Here is an 11,446-nt window from a genome sequence, read left to right on the forward strand (position 1 = left end):
TGAGTATGTCGATTTTGAAGAAATCAAGTAAATAAGAGAATTAATTGCTATTTTAAAGCCCCGCACCCAAAAGGTATGGGGCTTTTTATTTTTTAAAGTTATGACATTCGATTTTTATAAGTATCAGGCTACCGGCAATGATTTCATCATGGTAGACAATCGCAAAGGAGAATTTTCATTTTCAAACGAGCAAATATCACTACTATGTAATCGCAAATTTGGTATTGGTGCAGATGGCCTAATCCTCATTCAGCCCCACGATCATCTTGATTTCGAAATGGTTTATTACAATCCTGATGGCAGTCAAAGCCTCTGTGGCAATGGCAGCCGTTGTGCTGTGAATTATGCACATTTCTTAGGCCTTATAGACAAAAAAACCACGTTTGAAGCCTATGATGGGGAGCATACCGCTGAAATATTACCCAACAAATGGGTAAAGCTCAAAATGAAAGACGTACAAAATGTCAGGCTTATGGAGGATGGTATGTTTCTTGATACCGGGTCACCACACTTAGTAAAGTTTGTGGTAAACCTAAAAAACTACAAAGTGTACGATGAAGGCAAGACAATTAGAAACGGAGGTCTGTTTAAGGCATCTGGGGTAAATGTCAATTTTGTTGAAGTTTTGCCAGACAATGAGATTTTCGTAAGAACCTATGAGCGTGGCGTGGAAGACGAAACATTATCTTGTGGCACCGGAGTGACAGCAGCAGCCATCGCAGCCAGTCAAAAAGGTTTGGAAAGCCCTGTCAGAGTGCAAACGCTAGGCGGAAATTTGGAAATTGAGTTTCGTAATTTTCAAAATGACTCCTATTCTCAGGTAAACCTAATTGGCCCGGCCGAACAGGTTTTTAATGGTACATTTCATTTGCCTGAGTAATTGAAATAAGTAATAAAAACAGCGTAACTTTAAGCCGCTAAAAAGAAACAAAGCAATAATATGTTAAAATTCATAGCAAAGATATTTGGTACAAAGTCAGAAAAAGACATTAAAGCCGTGATGCCTCTTGTGGAGAAGATCAACGGTGAATATGCCAAATTAGCTACTATAAGTGACGATGAACTGAGGGGAAAAACCAACGCTGTTCAGCAAAAAATAAATGACTACCTCAAAGATATAGATGCAAAAATTGAAGCGCTTCATCAAAAAATCGCTGACAATCCAGATTTGGATATTCACGATAAAGAAGAGGTTTTTGCTGAGATAGATAAACTCGAGGAAGATAGAAATACCGATCTCGAAAAGGTACTTATGGATGTGCTTCCTGAGGCTTTTGCAATTGTAAAAGATACAGCAAGAAGACTCAAAGAAAATGAAAAGCTGGAAGTAACCGCTACCATGCTTGACAAGACATTTGCCTCAGAGAAACCTCATGTAGAAATACAGGGTGACAAGGCCATTTGGCACAACAAGTGGGATGCAGCAGGTACAGAAGTAACCTGGAATATGCTTCACTATGACGTACAGCTCATTGGTGGTATAGTACTTCATCAGGGTAAAATTGCCGAGATGGCTACTGGTGAGGGTAAGACCCTCGTTGCTACCTTGCCGGCTTTCCTTAATGCCTTGGCAAAAAGAGGTGTACACGTAGTTACAGTAAATGATTACCTGGCAAAGCGTGATAGTGAGTGGATGGCACCTATTTTCGAATTTCACGGCTTGCGAATAGATTGTATTGACAAGCACGAGCCAAACTCGGATGCCAGACGCAATGCATATAATGCCGATATTACATACGGAACAAACAACGAATTCGGCTTTGACTACCTCAGAGATAATATGTCACGAGATCCTGAAGAATTGGTACAGCGCAAGCACCATTTCGCCATGGTCGATGAGGTAGACTCAGTATTAATTGATGAAGCCAGAACTCCCCTTATTATCTCTGGTCCAATACCAAAAGGTGATGAGCATGAGTTTTATGACCTCAAGCCTAGAATTGCCAAATTAGTAGAGGCTCAAAAGAAAATATCTCAGCAATTCTTATCAGAAGCAAAAAAGCTGATATCAGATAGTAATGAAAAAGATGGCGGTCTTGCCCTCTTTAGAGCTTATAGAGCATTACCAAAGCATAAGCCACTCATTAAATACTTAAGTGAGACAGGTATGCGTCAAATCTTGCAGAAGACAGAAAACTTCTACCTGCAAGACAACCAAAAAATGATGCCTGAGGCTGATGAGCCTTTGTTTTTCACCATTGATGAAAAACAAAATAGCATAGAACTTACAGAAAAAGGTATTGACCTGATTACCGGTGAAGGTGAAGATTCAAACTTCTTTATCATGCCAGATATCGGTATGGAGATCGCTCAACTTGAGAAAGATGAGGAGATGTCTGATGAAGATAAGGTGCAGAAGAAAGATGAAATCATCAGAGATTACTCTGTGAAATCACAACGTATACACTCTGTCAACCAGTTACTAAAAGCTTATACGCTCTTTGAAAAAGACACTGAGTACATCATTGTAGATGGAAAAGTAAAAATCGTAGATGAGCAAACTGGTCGTGTGATGGAAGGCCGAAGATACTCTGACGGCTTACACCAGGCGATTGAAGCAAAAGAGAACGTAAAAGTTGAGGATGCTACGCAAACTTATGCTACCGTAACCTTGCAGAACTATTTCAGAATGTACCACAAACTGTCTGGTATGACAGGTACTGCAGAAACTGAAGCTGGTGAGTTCTGGGAAATCTACGAATTAGATGTGGTTGTAATACCAACTAATAGACCAATTGCCAGAGATGACGACCAAGACATGGTGTATAAAACCATGAGAGAAAAGTTTAATGCGGTAGTTGAAGAGACTGTACGCTTAACTGAAGCTGGCAGACCAGTGCTAGTGGGTACTACATCCGTGGAGATATCAGAGGTATTGAGTCGAATGCTCAATATGCGTAAAATTAAACACCAGGTACTTAATGCTAAGCAACACCAGAGAGAAGCAGAAGTTGTAGCAGAAGCCGGTAAACCGGGTACTGTAACTATTGCTACCAACATGGCTGGTCGTGGTACTGATATTAAGCTGACACCAGAATCTAAGGAAGCTGGTGGTTTGGCTATCATAGGTACGGAGCGCCATGAGTCAAGACGTGTTGACAGGCAGCTTAGAGGTAGATCTGGCCGTCAGGGAGACCCAGGGTCATCACAGTTCTTTGTGTCTTTAGAAGACAACCTCATGCGTATGTTTATGCCTGAGCGCATCGCCAAAGTAATGGATAGACTTGGCCTTAAAGAAGGAGAAGTTATTTCTCACTCTATGGTGACGAAATCTATCGAGCGTGCGCAACGTAAAGTTGAAGAAAACAACTTTGGCATAAGAAAGAGACTTCTTGAGTATGATGACGTTATGAATTCTCAAAGAGAGGTTATTTACAAGAGAAGAAGAAACGCGCTTTATGGTGAGAGACTTCAGCTAGATATCATGAACATGCTTTATGATACTTGTGAAGACATCACGCTCAATACAAAAGGCGCAGGTAATTACGAGAGCTTCAAACTTACTGTGCTCGGAGTACTTGGCGTTGATTTTGATATTGAGAAAGAGGAGTTTGAGAAAATCCCTGAACAAGAGCTTACTGAAAAACTCTATAATCACGCATATGAGCAGTACAAGAGAAAGAATCAGTCAATAGCAGAGAATTCTTTCCCTGTAATCAAAAATATTGAAGAGACTCGTGGCGCAACCATAGAAAACATTCTTGTACCATTTACCGATGGCCATAAACGTATAAATGTAGCGGCTAATCTTAAAAAATGTGTTGAAACTGAAAATCGCGAATTAGTTAAAGCGATGGAGAAGATGATCACGTTGGCCATCATAGATCAACTATGGAAAGATCACCTTCGTGAGATGGACGATCTTAAGCAGAGTGTTCAAAATGCTGTTTACGAACAAAAAGATCCATTATTGATCTATAAGTTTGAAGGATTTGAGTTGTTTAAGCGATTTATTGCTAAGGTAAATGAAGATACTATTTCATTCCTTATGAAAGCTGAGCTTCCGGTTCAGGAACCTGAACAAGTAAGAGAGGCTCGTACACATAAAAGACAACAGCTCAAGGAACAAAAAGATGAATCACGCTCTTTATTAAGCGGAGGAGGACAGCCACAAGCCAATAGACCTCCTGCCGAAAAGACAAAGCCGATTCAGGCAGACAATCTTCCTGGAAGAAACGACAAGGTTACAGTACAGTATCCTGATGGCAGCGTAAAGAAGGATGTGAAATTTAAGAAAGTAGAAGAAGACGTAAAATCTAATAAGTGTGTGCTTATTGAGGACTAACTAATGAAAAACCTAACCTACATTTTAGTTGTCGCGCTTTTGGCTATGGGTTGTTCTCAAAGCACTATTCCCAGTGCTTCTGATGAAAGTTATAAAGAAGATTTAGAGCCGCTAAGGCCTAAAATTCTTGCTATTGATGACAGCATGTCTTTTACAATCGACTCAGCTGTAATCAAGAAAGATTACTCATCTATAGAGCCTACTTATGATGTTACTGCAAATCTCAATGCAGTGCTAGACAGCATTGTAAGCCTAAGGTCCAACGTTAATTATGTAGACGGTTTTACCATTTTGGTATATTCTGGAACCGACAGTGAGAAAGCCAGATTAGCAAAAGGCAAGGTCTTTACCATATTGCACGAATCGCGACCTATTTTAAAGTTTGATGAACCAAATTTTAGAGTAAAAGTAGGCAAATACTACAGCAGACTTGAGGCTCAACGCGATTATGCGGCTATAAAAAAAGAATTTACTAAAGCGATCATTATCCCGGAAAAAATATACATCAACTAATGGTATCAAAGGAGAAAATAAAGTCACTGGCTAAAGATAATCTCCAGAAAGTAATTGATATCAGGCGACATTTACATGCTAACCCTGAGCTTTCCTACAAGGAGTTTAATACTGCACGTTACGTGGCAGAGCAGCTCAGGGAGATTGGCCTTTCACCAAAAGAAGGTGTCGCTAACACAGGTTTAACCGCACTGATAGAAGGTAAAAATCCTTCAAAAAAAACTATTGCTCTTCGTGCGGATATGGACGCACTGCCAATTGTTGAAGCTAATGATGTGCCATATAAGTCAAAAAATGAAGGTGTAATGCATGCGTGTGGTCACGATGCGCACACAGCTTCATTACTTGGTGCAACCAGAATTCTCAATGAGGTAAAAGATCAGTTTGAGGGTACAATCAAACTTATTTTTCAGCCTGGTGAGGAAAAAAATCCTGGCGGTGCTTCTTTAATGATCAAGGATGGAGCACTTAAAGATCCTGCGCCCAGCAATATTCATGGACAACATGTAATGCCATTAATCCCCGTTGGAAAGGTTGGTTTTAAATCAGGTATGTATATGGCCAGTGCCGATGAAATCTATCTTACGATCAAGGGTAAGGGCGGTCATGGAGCAATTCCAGAGCTGTTGACAGACACTGTGCTTATTACTTCACATATCATAGTTGCTCTTCAGCAGATAATTAGCAGAAATGCCAGTCCTAAAACACCAACTGTACTTTCTTTTGGGGATGTACATGCTCATGGAGCTACGAATATAATCCCTGATGAAGTGAAGGTTGCCGGCACTTTTCGCGCTATGGATGAAGAATGGCGAGCTCGGGCTCATGGTTTAATTACCAAAATGGCTCAATCAATTGCAGAGGGCATGGGCGCTGAATGTGAGGTAAATATCTCAAAAGGTTACCCTTACCTAGAAAATGATCCTGAGTTGACTGAATCATCACGATTAGCTGCTGAGGACTATATGGGCAAAGAAAATGTAGTTGATTTACCGATATGGATGGGAGCAGAAGATTTTTCTTATTATTCACACGAAATACCCGCTTGTTTTTACAGATTAGGTACACGTAATGAGGAAAAAGGGATCACTTCGTATGTGCATACCCCTACTTTTGACATCGATGAAAGTGCGCTGGAAATAGGTGCGGGTTTGATGGCTTGGTTGGCCTTGAATCAGCTTAAAGGCTAAGCCTCTTCATCCTTCATACCATCACCAATAATTCCTTCAGTAACATTGATAATGTGATCGCCAATGCGCTCGTAGCCGTTGTATAAATCTCTATAAATAATACCTGCTCTCACATCATAACCTTTCTCTTCAATACTCTTCATATGACCTTTTCTCATATGCTTCACTTCAAGGTTAATGGCGTCTTCCATAGCGCGCGCTTCCTGAATAGTTACTTTAGATGCTTCGGTTGACAAGTTCTGTATCATTACATCAACCGCATTATCAACTCTCCCAGCCAACTTATTGAGATTATCTCGCTGATCCTGATTGAGGTTGATCTTATTTTTATGCATGCGCTCTATATCTTTTGACATTCTCAAAATGATATCTGCCACACGCTCCAGATCTGTCGCAATACTTAACAAACCTCTTATTTCAAGAGACCCCTTTAAGCTCACGCCATTTTCAGAAATTTTTACAAGGAAATCGTTGATCTGCTCTTCCAGATCATCTGTAAAGTCTTCTACTTTTTGAATCTTCATCGAAAGCTTTCCTCTCCGCTTATTTTTTTGCTCGTTAGAAAGCTCCATAAACCACTTCAGCATCTTTTTGGTCATCTGTCCAAACTTGATAACCTCTTTTGACGCTTCCGCTAATGACATTTCTGAAGGAGTAAATACTCCTTTGTTGATAAACTCAAGTCTGTACTCCTCATCTTCTTCTCCCTTAGATTTTACAGAATTTCTAGCCAGCTTCACTAAATGTGGCACAAATCCGATAAGAAGAAGTACATTCAGAAGGTTGAATGCTGTGTGAAATGCCGCTAAAGCAAATTGGTTCTCTACTCCTATTTCAGAAACAGGAACTACGCTATCCAAAAACCAATTTAGTCCATCAAGGAACCATGGCATAATAATAATCATCCAGGTGACACCAATGAGATTAAATAATGAGTGAATTCTGGCAGATCTCTTTGCATGTACGTTGGCTACAAGAGAAGCCAACTCAGCAGTTATAGTTGTACCTATATTCTCCCCTAAGATCATGGCTGCAGCTATGTCTAAAGGTAGTCCTTGCGTAGTAAGTACGATAGTAAGCGTCATAGCAGCACTACTAGACTGCACCACCACGGTAAGGATGGTACCTACTAATACAAATAGCATTCTTGTTAAAATGCCAGGGTCTGCAAACTCAGTTAAAAACGAAAGGATTTCAGGATTGCTTTTTATATCAGGCACAGCCTCTTTTAGCTCACCTAAGCCCATAAATAACAGCGCAAATCCTATGAGCACTTCACCCCATTTCTTTACTCTATCACTTGAGAAAAACAACATTGGAAAACCAATGGCGATTATAGGAAGTGCGTAGTTGGCTATTTTAATTTTAAACCCGATTAAAGAAACCAACCAACCAGTTATTGTTGTACCAATATTTGCCCCCATCATCACACCTGCCGATTCAACCAGCGAAATAAGCCCAGCGTTTACAAAGCTTACAGTCATCACTGTGGTGGCAGAAGAAGATTGGAGAAGACCAGTTATTAAAAAGCCTGTAAGCACACCCGTGTATCTATTGGTAGTCATCGTACCCAGCACCCTTCTCATTTGAGATCCGGCAACTAACTGTAGCGACTCACTCATTATCTTCATCCCGAAGATAAAGAAGCCCAGCGCTCCGATTATTCTGATTAAGTCAAGTATGCCAAAATCCATAGTTGTCCATTTTAAAAGGTTTGCAAAAATACTAAGGCGGGTAGTTAAGGTTTTATTACGCTCATTAAGTAATTGTTAAGTATTGATGCAAAATCAAAACATGCCGCGAATCTAACCATTTCACTCCTAAATAAGTTTAACAATTCGATAATATTGGCTTAGACAAGTTTAACTTAGTTAATTTATACTTTTGCGGCTTCATTTGGGCATCTCGTATTTTAGTGACAAACAAATTAGATATAAAAGATAAATCAGGCAATTATTCTATGCTGGGCATTCTGGCCCTGCTGTTAGGTCTATTGCTATTTCTCTTTTCTTTAGACCTCATGGGTCAGTCCTTCAAAAGCTTGTCGCAAGATACAATACAATCTTTTATACAGGCATCGGCCAATCCATTTATCGGTCTTTTTATAGGTCTGCTTATTACAGCTTTAATACAGAGTAGCTCAACGAGTACTGCTATAATCATAACAGCAGTGGCCTCAGGGTCTATTACTTTTCAAGACTCTGTACCCATGATTTTAGGCGCTAATGTAGGCACTACACTAACCAGTACATTGATTTGCCTGGGATATATTGATCAGAAAAAAGAGTTTAGAAAGGCATTTGCTACTGGCGTAATTCATGATTTTTTTAACATTATAGTAGTAGCTATTCTTTTTCCGCTAGAGCTTAATTACGGTTTATTATCATCGTTTACCACACAAATTGCCGGTCTATTTTCAGACCACAGCCCTGCTGCTGTTGGTGACAACATGACCTATAACAACATGTTTGACTTTGGTCTTTCACAAGGTTTTATCGATTTGGTGGGTAACGGGCTTATTACTCTTGTCATATCGTTTGCCGGCCTCATAGGAGCAGTAAAGCTGGTTTCCAGACAAATTTATAATTCGGTAATAGGAGATTCTCAAAGTAAACTACGTTTGTATTTATTCAAAAACCCATTTAAATCTTTTGGATGGGGTGTGGTAACAACCGGTATTATTCAGTCTAGCTCTATTACTACTTCTTTAGTGGTGCCACTAGTCGCGACTGGCAAGGTAAAATTAAAGAAGATCGCTCCTTTTATATATGGCGCCAATGTTGGTACAACAATTACAGCGTTTATAACTGTTGCTTTTAACTCAACAACCGTCTTAAATACTGCTATACTCCACTTACTTATCAACCTGTTTGGTATACTTTTATTTTTACCTTTTCCAGCAATAAGAAACCTACCGGTAAAAATGAGTAAAAAGTTTGCCGCAGTTATTGCCAAACATCGTATCGGTGTGGCTTTCTACATTCTGCTTGTATTCTTCATAATTCCTTTTGTGCTGATCAACATTTATCAGAATAATTGATAGAAGCTTAGCTGCTGCTTAATCTTTCCATTTCTTATATTTAAACAATTTTGCTCTTTGACACATTATTACCATCAAAAAGAGGCTATAAACTAAATCAGCTATTTTGTTCAACCTAGATAAAATAAAAGACGATTTCATTGGTTACGCAGAAACCAAGATAGAATTACTAAAACTTGAACTTAAGGAAGAAATCGCCAGAGCAATGGCAAAGTTGCTCATACAAATGTTATTAGGAATATGCCTTCTCATAGCTTTAATATTGCTAAGCATAGCTGCATCCATAAAAATCAACCAGTTACTAGACAGTGCCTTTCTTGGTTATTTGGTAGTTGCTTTTATCTATATCACTTTTGTGCTAACTTTCTATTTATTTGTGGACAGAAATAAACTCCACAAGACGATAAGTGATAAAATTCATAAATCCATAACTGCTGAAGATGAGTAACCTCCACAAAACCAGAGAAGAACTTGAAGCCTCTGCGGAAGAGTACGAGCACGCATTAGAACAAGATGTAGACGAATTATTAAGTAAAACCAAAACTATACTTACAGGTACTTTAGTGGTTGGTGCCGGCTTTTGGGTGGCTTACAAACTATTTAAAGCACTTGCTTCTGACAATCATCAAGAAACCAGTCGTGCATCTGTAGTACCTCAAGCCACATCAGATGATGAGCCTTCAGTTTTCTCAGTAGTAAAGCATACAATTATGAAAGAGCTCGCTTTCTTTCTACTAGGTATTATCAAAGAGAAATTATTAGACTACCTACAGGCGATAAAAGGTGATGACAACAATTCTTGAGACCTTAAATGAAAGACGCAAAGCGGGAAGGAAGTCTCTCAGCGTTCTTATCGATCCAGACAAAATTGAAGATGTATCTTCATTAACAAAGCTTATTCAGATTGCCAACGAAAGTTATGTGGACTTCTTTTTTGTTGGTGGTAGTTTAATCACTAATAGCAACCTAAGTAAGATCATTCAGTCGTTAAAAAGTGGCAGCGATATTCCGGTGGTGCTTTTCCCTGGCAGTAATATGCATATCGATCTCAATGCAGATGGTATTCTATTTTTAAGTCTGATTTCTGGTAGAAACCCCGATTTATTGATCGGCCAGCATGTAGTGGCTGCTCCGATATTAAAAAATAGTCGTATTGAAGTTTTGCCAACTGGTTATATGCTTATAAACTCAGAAAACACTTCTTCTGTGTCTTATATGAGCAATACCAATCCAATTCCCTCAGATAAAGAAGCGGTAGCGGCCTGCACGGCTATGGCAGGTGAAATGTTGGGACTGAAGCTTATTTATATGGATGCCGGCAGTGGGGCTAAGCAACATATACCCGCAAAAGTTATTTCAAAGGTTAGAAAGGCCATAAATGCTCCGTTAATAATTGGGGGCGGCATCAACACCACACAGAAAGCAAAAGAAGCATTAACAGCTGGGGCAGATGTAATTGTAATTGGAAATGCGGCAGAAAAAAACCCCAATCTTTTGATTGAGGTTTCTGAAATTATCTATGATTTCAACAAGGTCTTAGATGTTCATTAGCGTTTCACGCTTTCTCATCTTACCTGCTGGTATACCATACATCATCTTAAATCTTCTACAGAAGTAGGCAGTGTCTTTATAACCACAAGCAGTACCAATATCGCGAATACTCATTTTTGTGGTTCTTAAAAGTTTAACCGCGTGCTCCATACGCTGGTATTCGATGTAATCCTGTGGATTAATGCCCGTCAATGTTTTGAAATACTGACCAACATAATCTTCTGATACATCTGCTACCTCAGATAAAGTTTTGTTAGTAAGCTCACCGCCAATATTATCTTTGATATACTTAAACAGCTTGATCAATCTTGGATCTTTGAAGTAAGTACTATTTGTAGCCATTTGCTCTACAAAAAGTCTCTTTCTAAGTATATGTCTGATAACCTCGACAGCCATCAACTCACTCTTAATCTTAACTACACGCTGAAAACCTTCCTCCTCAGTCTCTTGCTCTTTTACAATATCATAAATGATGTTGTTAACTTTTGAGTTCTCTAAAGAGAAAGCGGGTATATCAAGTGCGGTGAAAAAATTAACCGTATCAAATACTTTTGCTTCAAATACAACCGATGTAAAGTCAGCAACCGGCACAGCCGCTGCTTCTTCAGATCCGCTGGTTTTAAAGTATTCTGTCTGTTTAAAGCCAAACTCCTCTAACGTGAGTTTTGGGCTTTTTTCATCAACATTACCAAAAGAGAGAGGTGTAAATCTACCAGCTGGGATAAATAACGCATGCCCTTCCTGCAAAGTCTCTTGTTCTTTGCCAAATTTTACCGTTCCCTTCTTTAGGATTAAAATTGTGTTTTCAGTCTCCTCGTAGTCGGTAATAGAAAAGTCGTGAGATACCTTTATATTATTGGACTTTAA

10 protein-coding genes are annotated in these 11,446 nt (G+C 39.2%); 8 read left to right on the forward strand and 2 right to left on the reverse strand.

What is annotated here, in order from left to right; translation table 11 throughout:
* Positions 1-100: 100 nt before the first annotated feature.
* The 4 genes from dapF to E1176_RS12850 are packed head-to-tail and all read left to right on the forward strand — an operon-like array spanning position 101 to position 5,988.
* Positions 101-880, forward strand: a complete 780-nt coding sequence (gene dapF, locus E1176_RS12835) for a diaminopimelate epimerase (protein ID WP_155211033.1) — start codon at positions 101-103, stop codon at positions 878-880.
* Between the two features lie 60 nt (positions 881-940).
* Entirely contained in the window at positions 941-4,285 is a 3,345-nt protein-coding gene (gene secA / locus E1176_RS12840) for a preprotein translocase subunit SecA (protein WP_155211034.1), read from the forward strand.
* A 3-nt stretch (positions 4,286-4,288) separates the two neighbouring features.
* A complete protein-coding gene (locus E1176_RS12845; RefSeq protein ID WP_155211035.1) occupies positions 4,289-4,798 on the forward strand; it encodes a hypothetical protein in 510 nt (169 codons plus the stop codon).
* Positions 4,798-5,988, forward strand: a complete 1,191-nt coding sequence (locus E1176_RS12850; protein ID WP_155211036.1) for a M20 metallopeptidase family protein — start codon at positions 4,798-4,800, stop codon at positions 5,986-5,988. The genes E1176_RS12845 and E1176_RS12850 overlap by 1 nt, the downstream gene beginning before the upstream one ends.
* Here E1176_RS12850 and E1176_RS12855 read toward each other — a convergent pair.
* Complete coding sequence (locus E1176_RS12855; protein WP_155211037.1) at positions 5,985-7,682, reverse strand: Na/Pi cotransporter family protein; 1,698 nt, start codon at positions 7,680-7,682, stop codon at positions 5,985-5,987. The genes E1176_RS12850 and E1176_RS12855 overlap by 4 nt on opposite strands.
* Positions 7,683-7,903: 221 nt before the next feature.
* Between E1176_RS12855 and E1176_RS12860 the strand changes: the two genes are divergently transcribed.
* The 4 genes from E1176_RS12860 to E1176_RS12875 all read left to right on the forward strand — a co-directional run bounded on the left by E1176_RS12860 (position 7,904) and on the right by E1176_RS12875 (position 10,579).
* Positions 7,904-9,028: a Na/Pi symporter gene (locus tag E1176_RS12860; protein ID WP_343030533.1), complete on the forward strand. Its 1,125-nt coding sequence runs from the start codon at positions 7,904-7,906 to the stop codon at positions 9,026-9,028.
* A 106-nt stretch (positions 9,029-9,134) separates the two neighbouring features.
* Positions 9,135-9,476, forward strand: coding sequence for a phage holin family protein (locus tag E1176_RS12865; protein ID WP_155211038.1), 342 nt, complete (start codon positions 9,135-9,137; stop codon positions 9,474-9,476).
* On the forward strand, positions 9,469-9,831 hold the full coding sequence (locus E1176_RS12870; protein ID WP_155211039.1) for a hypothetical protein: 363 nt from the start codon (positions 9,469-9,471) through the stop codon (positions 9,829-9,831). Before E1176_RS12865 ends, E1176_RS12870 begins: the two co-directional genes overlap by 8 nt.
* Positions 9,815-10,579, forward strand: coding sequence for a phosphoglycerol geranylgeranyltransferase (locus tag E1176_RS12875; protein ID WP_155211040.1), 765 nt, complete (start codon positions 9,815-9,817; stop codon positions 10,577-10,579). The genes E1176_RS12870 and E1176_RS12875 overlap by 17 nt, the downstream gene beginning before the upstream one ends.
* Here the strand turns inward: E1176_RS12875 and E1176_RS12880 are convergent.
* Positions 10,565-11,446: helix-turn-helix domain-containing protein (locus E1176_RS12880; RefSeq protein WP_155211041.1), on the reverse strand; the 882-nt coding region annotated here is incomplete at its 5' end. The genes E1176_RS12875 and E1176_RS12880 overlap by 15 nt on opposite strands.

This window comes from Fulvivirga aurantia, from assembly GCF_009711475.1.
In the GTDB taxonomy this organism is placed as follows: Bacteria; Bacteroidota; Bacteroidia; order Cytophagales; family Cyclobacteriaceae; genus Fulvivirga; species Fulvivirga aurantia.

Coding starts and splice junctions, on each gene's coding strand:
- E1176_RS12870 (WP_155211039.1), top strand. CDS start 9,469: ATGAGTAACCTCCACAAAACCAGAGAAGAACTTGAAGCCTCTGCGGAA.
- E1176_RS12850 (WP_155211036.1), top strand. CDS start 4,798: ATGGTATCAAAGGAGAAAATAAAGTCACTGGCTAAAGATAATCTCCAG.
- E1176_RS12845 (WP_155211035.1), top strand. CDS start 4,289: ATGAAAAACCTAACCTACATTTTAGTTGTCGCGCTTTTGGCTATGGGT.
- dapF (WP_155211033.1), top strand. CDS start 101: ATGACATTCGATTTTTATAAGTATCAGGCTACCGGCAATGATTTCATC.
- secA (WP_155211034.1), top strand. CDS start 941: ATGTTAAAATTCATAGCAAAGATATTTGGTACAAAGTCAGAAAAAGAC.
- E1176_RS12875 (WP_155211040.1), top strand. CDS start 9,815: ATGACAACAATTCTTGAGACCTTAAATGAAAGACGCAAAGCGGGAAGG.
- E1176_RS12855 (WP_155211037.1), bottom strand. CDS start 7,682: ATGGATTTTGGCATACTTGACTTAATCAGAATAATCGGAGCGCTGGGC.